The following is a 17480-nucleotide window of genomic DNA, read 5'->3' on the forward strand; positions in this document are numbered from 1 at the left end:
ATGTCGAGGGCGGTCTGGTCCTGGAAGATACGGCAGTTGGTGCGGCTGGTGGCCGACCAGGCACGGGGTACGATCTGGGCCTGGTAACGCTGACCTTCGCCGTTGTGCAGGGGCTTGCCCAGTTCCCGGACAGACAGGAAGTGGCCGTGGAAGAAACGTTCCGGTTCACTGGCGTTATCGCCCAGGACCAGACTGACACTGACCGGCTCGCCAATCAGTGGCTTCATGTCCTCAATGCGCTCGTTGGCCGTGAAGATGACCCAGATATCGAACAACCGGGACAGACCCTCACAGGCGTTTAATGACTCCAGAACCAGGGCGTCGTCGCCGAGTGAACTGTGAATCCTGAGAAAATGATGCTGGGTTTCCTTAACCATGAACGTCCACGCCATCCTGAATTCTTGATAAGAAGGAGAGCGCCCGAAGGCACCCTCCTTCCCGGAGACAGAGGCTCTGGATCAGAGCTTCTGGCCTTTAACACCGCTGTAGCCGTAAACCTTCGGCGCGGTGACAGAGTTCTTGTCATCGGACGGAGTAACGGTCATGGTCATTTCGGTGTAGGAGATAGTGATGCTTTCCATCGGACGATCACCCTGTACAGACAGGCTGTAGTTGGAGATCATCGCGTCGGTCAGCTCGACCTTCATGATTTCTTCGACTTCTTCGCCCTGCTTGGTAATGTGGAATACTGCTTTCTTGCCCTTACCAATAGTGGCTTCCTTGAACAGGTCCGGAGAAGCGCTGTCCTGCAGTTTGGTGATGGTGACATCGCCCAGACGGGTAGCAGAGGCTTCACGGTCCATAGCGGTACCGGTGTAGGAAGTAATCTCGCGGTGAGCGCTGAAGTCCATGGACAGAACAGTGATCATGTCCTTGAACTGTTCGGCCGTTGCCTCGCCCTTGATTCCTTCGTAGTCCAGGTAGGTATTCGCTTGCATGTGTTTCTCCTTAGGTTTTGGGTACGTCCTGTAACGAGGACATCGTCATCCTGGCCGTCGCTCCTGCGCCGTCCATGGATCTTCTTGGCGAATCGATGATTCCTTCGCAGTCACGTTGACGGTAATCACGCCATCGTTAACCGCAATATCGACCGCCTGAATCGGGGTTTCTTCCGCCAGGCACTGGAGAATGCGTCGGGATGCTTCGGGCAGTATTTCCCGATGCAGAATCTGTTGGATATTTCGGGCGCCGGAACTGGCCTCCGTGCAACCCGCCACCACCGCGTCCACCACGGTATCGTCGTAACTGAGATCCACCTTGTGATGGCGACGAATACGCTGGTTCACCCGCTCCAGCTGCAGACGGGTAACGTCGGCCAGCTGTTGCTGCCCCAGGGGCTTGTAGGGCAGCACCAGGGCACGGCCCAGGAACGCCGGTTTGAAGATGGTGAGCAGCTCGTCCCAGATGGCCTCTTTGAGGGCGCCAGGCTCCGGAGCGGTCAGCTCGTCGGCGTACAGATCGGTGATCTGCTCCGAAGCGGCGTTGGAGGTCATCAGGATGACGGTGTTGCGGAAATCCACATCACGACCTTCGCCGTCCCGCAGGGAACCCTTGTCAAAGACCTGGTAGAAAATGTCCTGCACCCCCGGGTGCGCCTTTTCCATTTCATCCAGCAGGATCACGCTGTAGGGCTTGCGCCGGACTGCCTCGGTCAGCACACCGCCTTCGCCGTAACCTACATACCCTGGAGGCGAGCCCACCAGCTGAGACACCTTGTGCTCTTCCTTGAACTCGGACATGTTGATGACGGTGAGATTGCTCTCGCTGCCATACACCTGCTCGGCCAGGGCCAGGGCGGTTTCGGTTTTACCGACGCCACTGGAGCCCACCAGCAGGAACACGCCCAGGGGCTTTTTCTCATCGGCCAGGTCGGCCCGGGCCACCCGGATGGTCTCTGCAATATCGTCCAGAGCGTGGTCCTGACCTTTCACCCGCTGTTTCAGGTTCTGGTCCAGTTTCAGGATGCCGGCCACTTCATCCGCCTGCATCCGCCCCAGGGGAATACCGGTCCAGTCGGACAGCACTTCGGATACCAGCTGGCTATCCACCTGCCAGTGCACCATGGGCTGTTCCCGTCCGGAAAGCTGATTGCGCAGTTCGTTGAGTTCGGAACGCAGACCTTCTTCCGGCTGCTCGTCATCGGCGGTAAGCTTCTGCCCCAGTTCGCCGGCGGCGGCCACCAGCGCCTGTTCACTGGCCCAGACCTGTTCCAGCTCTGCCACCGCCTGCTCTGCCAGATGTCGACGGGTTGCCAGTTCGTCCTGGCGGTTGCCATGGTCGGCTCCGGTGCGGGCTTCCCGGGTCAGGATGTCGGATTCCAGCTCCAGTGCGGTCAGTTCTGCCCGGGCTTTCTCCAGTCGGGTCGGCATACTGGCCTGGCTCATGGCGACACGGGCACAGGCGGTGTCCAGCAGGGCCACCGCCTTGTCCGGCAACTGGCGACCCGCCAGAAACCGCATGGACAGGCTGACTGCGGATTTCACCGCCTCGTCGGTGATGATGACCTTGTGATGCCCCTCCAGCGTTGGTGCCAGGCCCCGCAGGATCTGGGTCGCCACTTCCTCGGAGGGTTCGTCCACCTTGACCACCTGGAAGCGCCGGGTCAGGGCGGCGTCTTTCTCGAAAAACTTTTTGTACTCGGCCCAGGTGGTGGCAGCGATGGTGCGCAGCTCACCCCGGGCCAGGGCCGGCTTCAGCAGGTTGGCGGCGTCGTTCTGGCCGGCCTGGCCGCCGGCGCCCACCATGTTGTGGGCTTCGTCGATGAACAGTATGACCGGTTTCGGCGAGTTGCGGACTTCCTCAATCACGCCCTTCAGACGATTTTCGAACTCACCTTTGACGCCAGCACCGGCCTGCAACAGGGCCAGATCCAGAGTCAGCAGACGTGCTTCTTTGAGGGCGTCCGGCACACTACCTTCAGCAATGCGTCGGGCCAGCCCTTCCACCACGGCAGTCTTACCCACTCCGGCTTCGCCGGTGAGAATGGGGTTGTTCTGGCGGCGACGGGTCAGAATATCGATCATCTGACGGATTTCATCATCACGACCCAACACCGGATCCAGCTTGCCATCCCGGGCCTGGGCGGTCAGATCAATAGTGAACTGGGCCAGGTTCTCTTCCTTGCGGGGACCACTGGCAATGGCGGAGCGGGCCGCGCCAGCGTCCAGCTCTGTTCGCAGGGTTCCCCAGTCGGACAGCAGCCGCTGAGGGTCAAGCCGGTTAAGTTCACGGGCATAGCGGGTGGTCATCGCCGCCATGGCCGGATCGCTCAGCAGGCTGTAGAGCACAGTGGCGCCCCGCATGGCTGGCTCACCGAACTCGATGGAGGTATCCAGCCAGCACTGACGCAGCAAATCCACCAGCCGAGGCGACAGACTGGGGGTTGCGCCGCTGCCGGTCTTGAAGCTTTCGAGGCCCTGATCAAGTTCGCCTTCAAGACGTTCGGCGCTGATCTGATAGTGCTCGAACACACGCTTGAAATCGCCGTCCTGCTCCTTTAGCAGTGTCTTCAGCAGGTGCTCCACCTCAACGGTATGATGGCTGCGCTGGTAACACAGGCCGACCGCGCCCTCCAGGGCCTGGCGGGTACTGTCGTTCATCTTCTCTACGAGTGACTTCAGAGTCATTGAAGACATGTTATTTGCTTCCTTTCCTTGGCGTTTACTGAAGCGGCTTGCTTGGCTTGAAGCTGACCTCAACCTGTTGATCGGACGATGCCCGGGCACCGATAAAACTGTCGGCACCCAACCGACCCTGCTGACCCAGACGGGAACCGGTCAGGTCCCGGGCACGGGCGACCAGTCGATAACGAATCTGAACCCGGTTGCCCACCAGCCGTTCAGTCAGCTTGCCCACTGCCGGACTGAAGCGGCCCCCGGGCAGAATGGCCCGCAGCTGATCCCGGCTTTTCGGGTAAAACACGATGTCGGCACCCTTGTCCGCCATCCAGGCTTTGCTGCCCAGCATGGCGTCGCCCAGACGGGCGTACTGCCCATCCGGATGGCCCGCCCCCGGCAGGCGGCTCTGGTCTTCGCTGGCCACCGGCACCCAGCCACCCTGCAAGGTGCGAACCTGCACCGGCATTCCGGCAAGATCAGACAAGGTTGACCGGATGGTGGCAGCGGACCGGGTACTCCGGCCAAGAGCGCCACCGTAGTAAATTTCCCAGTTCTCATCGGCGCCGGTCAGTGCCTTGAGGATCTGGGTGAAACCATCTTCCCCCGCCCGTTCCTGGTGAACCGCCGGCTGGGTCTTTTCCCAGCTGCGGTAAAAAAGCGACACCAAGCGGTGATTGAACAGGTCGAAAAAGTCCCGCATCGCCGGCGCTTTCTGTTTCAGCTGCGACAGCACCAGCTCTGAGTAATGGGAAGGCAACGCGCCCCGGGCACCCGTCAGTCCCATGCAGTCCACGGTGAGCTCGGCTGCCTGCAAACCCCCGGGCAGGCACCGCACCTTGCGCTCCACCACATCCCGTCCGGCGTAGCCCATGTGCTGGCTGGTGCGGAAGCGAACCAGCTCCTTTTCCGGCCAGCCGTCCTGACCCACCCGGTGGTATTCGGTGCGATCGTGCTCAAGCTGACGCTCGGTGCGCCAGACTTCGCGGTAGAAGGTTCCCAGCGGCTGCTTCATATCAGCTCCCGCTCACCGGCCCGGGCTGGCCACACGTGATAATCGCGGTTGTGACCGGCCAAGCGGATCCGCAACCGGGTGAAGCTGTTGAGCTGGGCAAACTGGGCAAAAAACTGGTCCAGAATCGCGGAAAACAGATAAATGCTGGTGCCGGCATAGCGGGGCCGCGAGAAGGTCACCCGGATCTCGGTACCCTGGGTTACACCGCTGCGAACGCCTCTGCCCACCCTGGCCGCCACCCCGCGCAGTTCCACTGTCTCGATGCCTTCCACCAGAGTCTGGGATTCCGGGGTTTGACGGAAGTCGTAAAGCTGCAGCACGGATTTCAGACGGTCACAGGCATCGTCGCCGCTGAAATGCTCCAGATTCAGGTGACGGATAAACTGCCAGCGGCTGGCGCCCTCGAGTTCCGGCCGCACCGTGGAGGTGGGAGCCAGCAACGCCGTCGCGGTATCAATCAGGGGCTCGGCGATGGGCCGGAATTTGGGAGCGCCACCACCGAATGGCAGCCGGTCAGGAATATTGCGGTTGCAGCAAAGGGCGCGAACCACCAGGGTTTCTTCGTCCGGAATCGCATCCAGGTCCCGGTTGCGATAGCGCTGATCAACCAGCGTCAGGCAGGTTTCCGTGCCCGGCTCCAGCTGACCGCCGGCCCAGTCCGCGGTTCTGCGTTGCAAATGCCAGGACACGTCCAGATCGGTCTGCCAGCGTGGGTGACCCAGGCCATAGTAGGGCGCCAGCTCACGGACCTTGTCATTGTTCACCAGCGACACGGTATCAACCGTCACCACCTCAAACGCATCCGCCTTGCGGAAACGGGACACCAGACGGTGTTCATGGCGGGTGTCGTCCAGCGGCACCGGTTCCAGAGTCTCCTCGAACAGGTTGACCACCGGCACGCACCACAGCCGCATATGATCGGCAATAAAACTCTTTTCCAGCTCGGCGGAGGTTTCGCCCAGGTAAAAGGTCAGCTCGATCTCATCGGCAACCGGCCAGGTGCCGGCCAGGTCGTTGAGCTGGCTGAACAGGAACTTCTCCGGGAACAGGAAGAATTCCACCAGCAGCCGGAAACCATCAAAGCTGCGATTGCCGTAGGGCACCAGGGCCTCGTCTTCACCAAATCCGGCGGCCGTCAGCTGGCGGGCCGGGTAATAGCGAACCTGGCGACGATCACTGACCGGCACCACCGCAAAACCCAGCCCGGTGCGGTGGATAAGGTCGTAAAGCTCGTTACTCAGGTGCGACTGGCCATGCAGGTAAAACCGCAGGTTCGGCAGGTTGATCTCGCTGAACCGAATCGGTGCTTTCAGGCGCAGGGTGATCACGCTCTGGGCACCTTCGGTACCCGCCGGGCGGGGCGCTTCGAACGGGGTATTCTCAAAGCGTGCCTCGGTCACTTTCACCGGAGCAATGTAGTGCTCACCCGGAGCGCGAAACTGGCAGTCCGGCATCTTGTCGACACGGGTTTCGAAGGCCTGGTTCTTTTCGAGACGGGCGTGATTGGTCTGTGAAGGCGACGCGGTCAGCTGCAGGATCGTCATCGACGGCACCGGCGACTGGTAATCCGGAAACAGACTGCCCATCAGAATATCGGTCAGTTCAGGGAAGTGGCCATCGAGGCGCTGACTGATCCGGGAGGTCAGAAAGGCCACGCCCTCGAGCAGCCTTGAGACATGGGGATCCTCCACTGCTTCGTCACTCACCCGCAGGCGACCGGCCACCTTGGGGTAGGCACGGGCAAACTCGGCGCCCTGCCGCCGCAGATAGGCCAGCTCGCGGTTGTAATACTGAAGCAGTTGCTCACTCATCAGGCACACTCCTGGAGGGTGACCGACAGGGTCACCGGCTCCACTTCCGAATCAAAAGACACCGGCTCCGGTACCGGATCCACCAGCAGTACCGCATCGATTCGCAACCTCAGCTGGCGATCCAGCGGTGCCCCACTGTCTCTCATGGTGACCCGCACCCGGGTCAGCCTGGGCTCGAAGCGGCTGATGGTGCGTTTCACTTCGTCGCACAGCCACTGGCGGCCCTCGTCGGTGCTCAACTCCATCACCGTGAAATCCGGCAGCCCAAACCCCAGCACCGAGGTTTCCAGCTCGCGGCCCGCGCCTTTCAGAGGCAACCAGGAGCGACGGGCATTCAGCAACCACTCCAGATCCCGCCGCACCGATTGACGGATGCGGGCCAGAGTCGGCCGGTCATCGTCAAGATCGGTCAGGCGGTCGAGCAGGCTCATCTGGAGTCGGGCGGCCATATCAGTTGCTTCCGTCGGTTTCAGCCGCCACTTCGGTAGCCGTCACTGCTGCTTCAACATCCGTGCGTTCCATACGCTGCACGCTGTCCAGACTGATGGCGTCATCGCCCACCAGAAACAGCTTCTGCCCAAGGCCCGTCACCAGTCCCTCGCAGTGTTCCTGCCAGTCGGTTTCACGCCCCAGCTTTTCGGATTCGCTGTTGCTGCGACTGTAGGTCAGCGGCACGAAGACCTCTCCCTGGCGGCCATCCAGCAGTTCCACATCAGCCCGGCGCCAGACCGCTTCCACCGGCGTCGACACCGGATGAAAGTCGATGGAACGGATATCGCTCCAAGTCCACAGGTAGTAATGACCATCGGCACCAAGACCTTCGAAGTAACCGTTCAGGCTATCGTCGCAATCACGCAGATCACCCTCAACATCGCCCACCCGGAAGCGGGCGCACTGGCGATGAGCCTCGAGGTCTGCCGCCGCCCGGGACGCCGCTGCGGCATCACCGTTGGCCAGGTTCAGGTTGATGGCCAGCAAGGCTTCCAGGGCCGGCCCTGCGGTGGCCACCACATCGTCCGTCAGACGCCCCTCCACCAGTGCCATCCGGGAATGCTGGGCCCGCATCAGCTGGCGCAGGTTGGCAGCGCCGGCCAGCCAGCCCGGCTGGTACTTGGCCAGGGACATCAGCATTTCGTCGGCACGCTCCAGCTGGCCTTCAAGGCACAGCAGTTCGATCAGCGCGGCCCGCATATCGACCGCTGCCGGCTTGCTGCGCAGCGTATCCTGAGCGTGACTGATGGCCTCTGCGAGCTGGCCGGCGGCTAACATCTGACGGATAGCGTCCATGATCTCTGTCCTTTTCGATTCGGGCTCACAAGCCCGCAGTTCGTAAAACATAATCCCGACCAGAAGGCGGGGTTAAAGCTGGTTCACCGGCGTCAGTTCGGTAATCAGACGCATGCCGGTTACCAGCTGATCGATCTGAAAATGGGGCTGCAGCTGAATCACCGAGTAATAGCGTCCGGGTTCACCCACCCGTGCCTTCACCGACACCTTGGCATTGCGCAGCGGAAACCGGGCCCGCAGCTCGTCAGAGGCGCCCTCGGTCGACATGGTGTAGCCATGCAACCATTTACCAAGCTGGGCCTCACAGTCTTCCGGCGTGCGGTAGCCCCCGATGCGGTCGCGGCCCATCACTTTCAGATAATGGGCAAAACGCGACACACAAAGGGTGTAGTGCAACATGGCCGCCAGTCGGGCGCTCATGGTGGCGGCGGTCTTGTCGTATTCCGTTGGCGCCTGTACCGACGGCACCGAATGGAACGCCAGCATTTCGGTATTGGGCAGTGGTACCAGGGGCAGAAAGCCTTCGTCCGCAAGCGCCCGCTCCATCCGGTCGGTGATCTGCCAGTCCACGGCGCTGCGGCTCGGGAACATCTGTCCTGTGGAGGTATTGGTCTGTACCGCCGGCAGGTTATCCACCACACCGTGGGCCACACGCCCTTCCCGGAAGCCGCGGATCTGGGCGAACCAGCCTGACTCACAAAAGGAGCGGATCGCCACGGTACCGAAACCGAAACAGGCAGGACCCCATAGGTAGTCGCGACTCATGTCACGATGACGTTCGCGGAAGGCAAAATTCTCTGCCCCCTCCCCCAGACCCAGGTGGGGTGGACGCAGCATCATCCGCGGCAGGGCCAGGCCCAGAAAGCGGGCGTCCTCTTCCTTGCGCAGAGCGCGCCACTTGGCCAGATCCGGCTGCTCGAAGTGGGTCTCGAGATCGGTCACCGCAGTCAGGTCCGCAAATTCATCCACCCCGAAAAAACTGGGGTCGGCGTTCAGAATGATCGGGGCGAATGCCGCGGCAGCCACTTTCGAGAGTTCTTTCAGGGTATCCAGATTGGCCTGGCCACCCACAGTCCGGTGACTGACTGTGTAGGCACCCAGCAACAGTCCGAAGGGTTCACCGCCGGGATTGCCGAATTCCTCGGAATAGAGTTTGGCAAACAGCCGGGACTGATCAAACTCGATGGCCCGGGACATGTCCTTACTGAGAGTGGCCCAGTTCATATCCAGAAAGCGGATCTTTACCAGCCCTTCGCTGTCGTCCTCAGCAGCCTGGTCCGCCAGCAGGGAAAGGCCCCGCCAGTTGGCTTCCAGTGCCTGAAAATCCGGGTGATGCAGAAGGCTGTCCAGCTGCTGGTTCAGCAGCCGGTCCAGCCGGGTGATGGTGGTGGCCAGCAGTGCGGTCACCTCCAGGCGTGTCCATGACCGTGCCGGATCAGTGCGCCCCAGGAACAGCAACAGTGCACGCAGGTTGTCTGCCTCAGCCACCAGACGCTCGGCAAACCCCTGGTCCGGCAAAACGGCGGCTTTCGCCGGCGTGGTGCGGTCGAGGTAATTCTTGTCTACAAAGCTCAGCGCAGCACCCATGGGCATCCCTGCTCATACCGTCGTTACGTTCCCTGTACCTGCCGGCAAGCGCCGGCAGGATATACCGTCAACCGTTATCCGATTTCCGGAATCTTCGCGACCAGACGCAGTGAAGTAGTAAGCTCCTCCATCTGCAGCCAGGGGCGCAGCCAGGCAATGGCATTGTAAGAACCCGGACGTCCCGGAATCTCACGGACCTGGACCTTGGCATCCGCCAGCGGGAACTTGGCCCGGATCTCCTGACCACCGCCTTCCGAGGCGTTCACATAGGTCAGGATCCAGCGGTTCAGCCAGTGCTCGACATCTTCTGCTTCCATGAAAGAGCCGATCTTGTCACGGGCCATCACCTTCAGGTAATGGGCGAAACGGGAGGTGGCCATCATGTAAGGCAAACGGGCGGAAATGGCGGCATTCGCCGTCGCGTCCGGATTGTCATAGACCTTGGGCTTCTGGCAGGTCTGGGCACCGAAGAACACGGCATAATCGGTGTTCTTGTAGTGACACAGGGGCAGGAAGCCCAGCTTGCTCAGCTCCGCTTCACGACGATCGGTGATACCGATTTCGGTGGGGCACTTCAGATCCGGATCGCCATCATCGCTCTGGAACACATGAGCCGGCAGACCTTCTACCTTACCTCCGCCCTCAGCGCCGCGAATGGCGGTGCAGAAGCCGTATTTGGCAAAGGCTGCGGTCATACGGCTGCCCAGCACGTAGGAAGCGTTCATCCAGCAGTAGTCTTCATGGTCCGGCTTGAGCGCCATACCCGTTTGCGGGTCGACGTCAAACTCTTCAAAACCGAAGGCTTCCACCGGCTTGGTGGCCTCACCATAAGGCAGGCGCGCCAGTACCCGGGGCATCGCCAGGGTGACAAAGCGGGAATCCTCGCTGTCACGGAATGAACGCCACTTGGTGTATTCCAGGGACTCGAATACCTTCTCGAGATCGCGGGGCTTGGACAGTTCGGTCCAGTCATCGAAACCGAACAGGCCGGAACCGCCAGCAGAAATGAACGGACAGAAACCAGCGGCCGCCACGTTGGACATCAGACCCAGTGTCTCAATATCGTTCGGGTGATTGCTGAACTCATAGTCACCAATCATGACGCCGTAAGGCTCACCGCCGGGGGTGCCAAACTCGGATTCGTAGATCTTCTTGAAGATCTGGCTCTGATCAAACTCGACAGCCTTCGAAAGGTCCTTGTGCAGATCCTTCTTGCTCAGGTTCAGTACCCGAATCTTCAGGGTGGCACTGGTTTCAGAGTTCATCACCAGGTGATGAAGACCGCGCCAGGAACCTTCCAGCTTCTGGAACGCGTCCTGATGCATGATTTCACCCAGCTGGGTGGAAATCATCTTGTCCAGCTGGGCAATGGCCTGACTGAAGGTGATGGTCAGGTTCTTGTTCCAGGTGACGGTGCCCTTCATGGCTTCTTCCGTCAGAGTACGGATCAGCTCTTCGGCACGGTCACTTTCTGTTTGCTTGGTGGCACCGATGGCCTGTTCGAGCAGACTCAGTGAACCTTCTTCGACGACCGCGCCTTCGGCGGCCTGGGCTTCGACGCTCATTCCTTGTCTCCCTCTGACTGGCCGAGATCAGCACTCAGCTTCTGAAGATCATCCGAATTGTTCAGAACCCGCTCCAGCAGCTCTTCCAGCTCCTCGGAACGGTCAACCTTGGTCATCAGATCACGCAGTTTATTGCGGGTCTCCATCAGCTGACGCAGTGGCTCTACCTGGTTGACCACAGCCGCTGGCTGGAAGTCATCCATGGAGTTGAAGGACAGCTCCACAGAGATCTGCGAGTCGTCATCGGACAGTTTATTGTCCACCTTCAGGCGCAGCTTCGGGTTCATCCGGCGCAGAACGTCGTCAAAGTTATCGCGGTCAATCTGGATAAACCGGCGATCCTTCAACGGCTTCAGGTTATCGGTATTGTTGCCTGAGAAATCCCCCATGACACCAACCACAAACGGCAATTCTTTCTTGACCATTGCCCCTTCTGTTTCAACATCATAGGTAATATGTACCCGGGGCTTCCGGACCCTGGATAGTTTGTCGTGAATGCTTTCCATGTCACTGTCTCCTGTAGCGCTTCACTGGTTTGGTGCCGCTGTTTAATCCCGCGGCTCGGGGGCCGGCACTCCGGTCAGACGGTAGAAGCCATCTCTGGCGCCACTGTCCGTAATCAATTCTTCCATCAGTTCAGGCAACGACATCTCACTCCAGCGCACGGCCTGGCCGATGGCATAGGCCACCGGCGAGTGGGGTTCCGTTTTAAGAAAAAAATCAGACAACTTGCGCAATTCAGTCAGGGCCTGGGAGCGGCTCTCAATGGCCACCCGGATGGGATCCACATCATCGGACCCGGATAGTTCAGCGTCGCTGGCAGCGCCCTCAGCGGCCGATTCAGCCGTTGCAGTGGCTGTCTTGCCTGCTGCGCCCTGCTCACTGATCCAGTTATCAATGCGCTCGCCGGCGTGATGGGCCAGCACAGACAGACACCGATCAAGGGCGGAACGGATATTGGTGGTGGGCTGCGGATCGCCGCCCATGACTCGGTCCATAATGTCCGACAGCGCCATGTATTCCAGCTGAGCGCTCTGAATGGCCTCCCGGGTGGCGGCCAGCCGCGCCACCGGGGTGTGGGCAACGGCACCGAGGATCTGATCCGGGGAGGCAGCGCCGGTCTTGATACGATTCCGGGCCTTACCTTCCTCGAGGCGCCCCACCTCGGCCGCCTGTTCGGCATGCCAGGCGGCAAAGCGGTTACCGGAGTCAGACTCGAACAGGGGAATCGACAGGATGGGCTGGATCAGAGTGCCTTCGGCGTCCACTCCGTTGAGCCCGTTCAGGGGTGCCATGCGGGTCGCAAGACCTTCTTCATCCGGCGATGGATAGAGGTCATCCCAATGGGTCTCAACAAGCTCACGGGCCAACCGGAACCCCTCTGCCAGTCCGGCAAAGCCGTACTCCCGGCACAGGGCCTCAATCAGCCACGCCACGTATTCGAGGTCTTTGGTGCGCTCCACCAGCAGCAGGGGGATGTCATTGGCCAGCTGGCGCCACTGGGTCACCTGGACCACTTCGTCGTCTGCGAAAACCTGGCGCTCAAGGGCCCGGGCCTGACTGCGAAGGTCCTTCAGGGTGAAATAGGGGGACTGCGGTGATGCGTCTTCACGGGTGTCGTCGCCACATGGCGCATCGGGCGCAATAGGCGCCAGCAACGGAACGAAATCGTGGATAGGGTCAATCTGATACATCAAGAGGCATCCTGCGCTCGTTCATTGTGTTCCATCACGTAAACCGGAAATTCACCGGGATTGTATGATCATCCCTACCGGCCGAACATCCGGGACTATAACAATCTTCTGAAAACTTAACAATAATACAGGTAATGTTGTCATTGCATTTCTTTATCAATAAGGAATGCATCATCGCCTGGCTGACTTCCTCGATCGGCTCCCGGATCAGAAACCCCCGGAGTTCTTCGAGATTCAGTTCCTTGCTGACGCCATCGCTACAGAGCATGAAGCGATCGCCTGGTTCAACAGCGCCAGTCTGATAGTCTAGCTCCAGATTGTCATCGACACCCAGCGCCCGGGTAATGACGTGGGCCAGCGGATGGCACTCTGCGTCTTCCGCGGCAATCACACCCTGCGCCACCATTTCTGCCACTTGGCTGTGGTCCGTGGATAACTGGGCTATCTCACCGCGACGAACACGATAGCAGCGGCTATCGCCTGCCCAGAACAGGTGGTACCGGTAATGCTCAACCAGCAGCGCCACCACTGTAGAACCCAGGGTATGGCCCGACAGGGTCTCTTCGCCGTACTGGCGTATGCGACGGTTGGCGAGCAGTAACGCCCGCTCCAGAGCCAGCCTATCAAGAATACCGCCATGTCGTTGCTGTTCACCGGTAACCGTGTCACAAATCAGCTGACTGGCCACATCACCCGCCTGATAACCACCCATGCCGTCAGCCACCAGCCAGATACCGCTTTTCGGCAGATCCAGAAAGGCATCCTCGTTATATTCGCGGACGCCGCCACCATGACTGAAAGCCGAGGTTTGCACATTCATCATTGTTATTCCTCCAGAGCCGCTTGCTGCCAGCCATGAGCCTGCCACTGCCCTACCATCATGGCAGCAAACTGGCCCACCCTGGGCAAGCCATCGGTCAGCAGTGTGGCAGGCTCCACAAAAGCCGAGCCCTGGGTCCACCATACCGCCAGTCCAGACTGCCGCTCCAGCAATGCATTAAGCCATTCGGATTCCGTCGCGGCGCCGGGCAGCATTACGTTGCCGTCCTGACCGGGCCAGCGCATTTTTGCCGAAAAGGGCGCCGGGCGCGCTATGGCCGCCAACCGGTTGCGCCAGTTTTCCTCGTTCCAGTCATCATCCAGCACGGCAAGAATGCAGTCTTCCATTTCGGAGGCCCACTCAGGCTGACGCCAGGCGTCCAGAGCCAGACCGTTGTAACCAGCAACGGTTATAAACGGAAAGTGACGACCAACCCTGTCCACGGACGGAATCATGGTGCCGATTACCCCTTGCTCGGCCAGGGCACCCGGGGCCGCACAGAAGTGCCAGATGGGCGCGGTCAGATAGGCGTCCAGCCAGGTTTCACCGAGCTGATCACGGCTGACGGCCATACTGGCCTGGCACCATTCGAAGAACAGGTCACGGACATCCGGATGCACAGCCTGGGTCAGAAAATCGCCCCGGGTTGGCACTTTGCCCATATAACCCCATGTTGTCTGGCCCGAACTCATTGTGGTGCTCCTTTGAGTACTGGTTTGAGTGTACCGGGAACCCAGTTGGCGCCCGTCACAGCCGCGGCGGCACCCGGAAATCACTCAGCAACGACAGGTCGAAGGGATGCCGCACCGAGTCAGGCGTAAGTTCCAGCCTTGCCAGATAGCCACCCAGCAGAACTTCAACGGTGCGGGCACGACCCTGCCCCAGCAAACCGCCGTACTCATCAAGAAAACGGAACAGGCCCCAGTCGCCATTAAAGGACTTCTGCACCGCAGAAGCGCTGCCGGATCCCGGATTAAGAACCACCCGGATCTCATCACCTCCGGCTAACGGCCATTCAAACGCCACCGAACGGGGTGGGCCGTGGCGATAGCTCAGGGTCTGATCGCCCATGGACAACGAGATGTTGGTCAGACGGCTGTCCAGGTAAGACGGCCGGACGGTAAATGGCGCTTTCACGGTCTGGGTACCGCTGACAAAGAATGCCTCGCGAATCTTGCGCGCCCGCTCGAAAAGCCTGAGATTACTGGCACTGATATCGGCATCTGACGACAGCCGCCAGGGTGAACGACTGGTATCCACCTGGGCACTGAGGTGCTCGTCGAAGTACTTCTCCAGGGTGCCGCCGTAACCAAAGAACTTGGCGAAGTCTGCCAGCGCGACCTCAGTGGTTGCACGGGGATGCATCGGGTAGTGACCGGCGATCGCTTCTTCAAACTCACGGAATACCGTGGTCCGCCAGACATCGTTAACCTGCCGGGTGGAGGTGACCCGGACCAGGCGACGGGCATCCGTGGTGATGTCTCCCAGCATCGCCTGCAACTCCTCGGACTGGCTGTTGCTGACGGTGCCATGGAAACCTTTGATGGCTCCGTCAAAATCCGCCCGCGACACGGTCGCAAAGCTGCCGGACTGGCCATCATCCTGTTCACTGAAGTATCGGGCCATGATCCGGGCCCGGTCGCGAAGGGACTGCAGGGTTTCATCACCAATGTCATGAAGACTGCGGAAGGATCGGTCCACCAGGGTATCCTCCTGGCTCGCAGCAACGTCATCCGGCACAAACCGGCGCAGACGATCGAAGGTGCGGTTCCGCCGGGCCAGGGTATCGCTGGCGAGGTTACCCGCCGCATCCATCGTTGCAGAACCCTCTTCCTCGGCAGACAGCTGGGTGTTGTACTTCACTGCCACCACCAGCCGGTCGAGGGGCGCGTCCGGACCCGCCAGCAGCCCCGCCACATAACGGCCTTCCCGGGCACTGCCGAACCGACGCACCTGAAGATCCATCAGAAACTCCTTCCAGACATGTACATAGTCCCGGAAGTAGCGATCCTCAACCTGCTGTTTGATATGAGCCTCATCCAGCCCGCGGAAGCTTTCCGTTTCCTCACCATACACCCAGGAGTCTTCCAGCAGGTGACCTACAATCTGGTCCCGCTCTGGCTCAAACACGCCCCGATACCCGTTCAGCGTATAGAGCCCGGGTATACCTTCACGGAGGCTCTTGCCGGAACGACGGTCGAACACTTCCTCGGCGATCGACCCCAGCACCAGTGGCAGGCGGAATTCGGGCAACCCGGACATGGCCGCATTGGAGCGGATACGCTGATAGGCGCGCTCATCCAGGGGCATGGCGGTCAGCTCTACCCGGGCCTGATTGATCAGCGTCCGCGACGGTTGCACCGGGTGATTCAGTGCAAGGTACTGATTCAGATGCCCCGCCAGGGCTTCGCGGGAAGGACGATTGACCTCACCTGGCATGTGCCGGGACAGCATGAACTCAAACCACAAGGACACCTGCTCGGCTTCAAAATAGTTCCGGTTGGCCATCATCAGATAGGTCTTCAGCGACTCGTAAAGGTATTCCAGGCTGCCCAGATTGCTGCTGATTTCCGTTTCCAGCGAGTTCTTCATGTACTCCGAAAACCGGTATTGCAGCAACCGGCCGTAAGCACCCTCAGCCGCCTGCTGCAGGGATCCGGAACGGAACACCCCGAGCGGGTAGTGCCCGCCTTCCGGTAACTCCGTGCCCATTACGCCCGGCATTCCGGAGGCCTGGCTCAGCAGTGCCTCCAGCCTCAGCCAGCTGGGATCACCCACCTCGATGCGGTTGAGCTCTTCCTGGAGGACTTCGGTATCGGCATCGTACCGGGCGATCAGCTCACGGTTCCACTGGTAACCAAGGTAGCCGCTGACACCAAGGCCGATGGTCAGCACCACCATCGCAGCAAAGGCCACCTGACGCATCAGCCGGTAGCGGCGGTCCCGGGTGCCATCGGTCATGGCCAGGCCATGCTCCGAGAAGATAATATTTTCAAACAGTTTGTTCAGGAAGAATCCGTCGCTGGCGAGGCCGTTACCGGCCTTGGCGGAGGCAGCGGAGGTGAGCTGGAACTGCTTGTCCACCATGCCGGAAACCTTGTCATAGGCCTTGCCATCCTGCTCCGATGACACCAGATAGATGCCCCGCAACAGGGGCACATCCTCATAGGCCGATGGGAAAAACACTTCCTTGACGAGTTGCCACAGCGGCGCCTTCAGCAAGGCCACCTGCTTCGGAAACTGGTAGATGCGACGACGACAATCCGGCGTCCGCTCCTGCTGCAGCCGGTGCAGCAGAAAATGGCTCAGGCGCTCCAGCAGGCCGTCAAACTCCTGCTCGAAAACCGTGGGCAACTGCTGCGGATCCTTCACGGAGTGCAGGTCAAAGGTGACCCCGAAAACCTCTTCCCGCTCCTGCCCGGACAGCATCGCGAAGGTATCGGCAAAGCCTTCCAGCAAATCAAACTTGGTCAGCACCACGTAAACCGGGAATACCACGCCCAGGCGATTGCGCAGTTCCTGCACCCGTTGTTTGAGCGCTCGGGCGTGCAACATACGCTCGGTCGGCGTCTGCTCCAGCAGATCGGCGACGCTGATGGAAAGAATCACACCGTTGATGGGCTGCCGCGAGCGGTATTTGCGCAACAGCCCCAGAAAGGACTTCCAGCCTTTGGCATCGCGTTTGTCGCTGGACTCCTGGGTGGTGTAACGGCCGGCAGTATCAATAATCACCGCCTTGTTGGTAAACCACCAGTCGCAGTAGCGGGTACCACCAACGCCCCTGACCGAATCCAGGCCCATTTCGCTTTTCAGCGGAAATTCGAGGCCGGAATTGAGTAGCGCGGTGGACTTCCCGGATCCCGGCGCGCCGATTATCATGTACCAGGGCAGCTCGTATACTGAACGAAAGCGGCCCGGCTTCCACTGCTTGATCAGGGTCAGGGCTTTGCGCAGGTTGGCCCGCTGGGTTTCCACCTCTTCTTTCAGCAGTTCATCCTGCTCGCTCCCCGCCATCATCTCGGTGACAACCTTTTCGTTATCACGACGCTGGCGTCGGGCTCGCCATAACCCGACTGAAAGGTACACC

The 17480-nt window shown here is 60.2% G+C and carries 14 protein-coding genes; all 14 read right to left on the reverse strand.

Annotation, left to right across the window (positions count from 1 at the left end):
• On the reverse strand, positions 1-377 hold a 377-nt coding region (locus AAC035_RS07450), incomplete at its 3' end, for a contractile injection system protein, VgrG/Pvc8 family (RefSeq protein WP_339801979.1).
• An 81-nt stretch (positions 378-458) separates the two neighbouring features.
• Complete coding sequence (locus tag AAC035_RS07455) at positions 459-938, reverse strand: type VI secretion system tube protein Hcp (protein WP_339801982.1); 480 nt, start codon at positions 936-938, stop codon at positions 459-461.
• Between the two features lie 45 nt (positions 939-983).
• Positions 984-3626, reverse strand: a complete 2643-nt coding sequence (tssH, locus tag AAC035_RS07460; protein ID WP_339802015.1) for a type VI secretion system ATPase TssH — start codon at positions 3624-3626, stop codon at positions 984-986.
• Positions 3627-3660: 34 nt separating this feature from the next.
• Positions 3661-4629 carry a type VI secretion system baseplate subunit TssG gene (gene tssG / locus AAC035_RS07465; protein WP_339801985.1) on the reverse strand — a complete coding sequence of 323 codons (969 nt, stop codon included), beginning with the start codon at positions 4627-4629 and terminating at the stop codon, positions 3661-3663.
• Positions 4626-6440 carry a type VI secretion system baseplate subunit TssF gene (gene tssF / locus AAC035_RS07470; RefSeq protein WP_339801988.1) on the reverse strand — a complete coding sequence of 605 codons (1815 nt, stop codon included), beginning with the start codon at positions 6438-6440 and terminating at the stop codon, positions 4626-4628. The genes tssG and tssF overlap by 4 nt, the downstream gene beginning before the upstream one ends.
• Positions 6440-6889, reverse strand: coding sequence for a type VI secretion system baseplate subunit TssE (tssE, locus tag AAC035_RS07475; protein ID WP_339801991.1), 450 nt, complete (start codon positions 6887-6889; stop codon positions 6440-6442). Before tssE ends, tssF begins: the two co-directional genes overlap by 1 nt.
• Before the next feature lies 1 nt (position 6890).
• On the reverse strand, positions 6891-7727 hold the full coding sequence (locus AAC035_RS07480) for a type VI secretion system accessory protein TagJ (RefSeq protein WP_339801993.1): 837 nt from the start codon (positions 7725-7727) through the stop codon (positions 6891-6893).
• A 72-nt stretch (positions 7728-7799) separates the two neighbouring features.
• On the reverse strand, positions 7800-9314 hold the full coding sequence (gene tssC, locus AAC035_RS07485; protein ID WP_339801996.1) for a type VI secretion system contractile sheath large subunit: 1515 nt from the start codon (positions 9312-9314) through the stop codon (positions 7800-7802).
• 74 nt (positions 9315-9388) lie between these two features.
• Complete coding sequence (tssC, locus tag AAC035_RS07490) at positions 9389-10879, reverse strand: type VI secretion system contractile sheath large subunit (RefSeq protein WP_339801998.1); 1491 nt, start codon at positions 10877-10879, stop codon at positions 9389-9391.
• Positions 10876-11385 (reverse strand): type VI secretion system contractile sheath small subunit, encoded by a 510-nt coding sequence (tssB, locus tag AAC035_RS07495; RefSeq protein ID WP_339802001.1) that lies wholly within the window; start codon positions 11383-11385, stop codon positions 10876-10878. The genes tssC (AAC035_RS07490) and tssB overlap by 4 nt, the downstream gene beginning before the upstream one ends.
• A gap of 42 nt (positions 11386-11427) precedes the next feature.
• Complete coding sequence (gene tssA, locus AAC035_RS07500; RefSeq protein ID WP_339802004.1) at positions 11428-12573, reverse strand: type VI secretion system protein TssA; 1146 nt, start codon at positions 12571-12573, stop codon at positions 11428-11430.
• A 34-nt stretch (positions 12574-12607) separates the two neighbouring features.
• Complete coding sequence (locus AAC035_RS07505) at positions 12608-13396, reverse strand: PP2C family serine/threonine-protein phosphatase (protein ID WP_339802007.1); 789 nt, start codon at positions 13394-13396, stop codon at positions 12608-12610.
• Positions 13397-13398: 2 nt separating this feature from the next.
• Positions 13399-14085: a type VI secretion system-associated protein TagF gene (gene tagF, locus AAC035_RS07510; protein WP_339802009.1), complete on the reverse strand. Its 687-nt coding sequence runs from the start codon at positions 14083-14085 to the stop codon at positions 13399-13401.
• Between the two features lie 55 nt (positions 14086-14140).
• The coding region (gene tssM / locus AAC035_RS07515) for a type VI secretion system membrane subunit TssM (RefSeq protein WP_339802012.1) at positions 14141-17480 on the reverse strand (3340 nt) is incomplete at its 5' end.

This window comes from uncultured Marinobacter sp. (assembly GCF_963974375.1).
Classification (GTDB): Bacteria; Pseudomonadota; Gammaproteobacteria; order Pseudomonadales; family Oleiphilaceae; genus Marinobacter.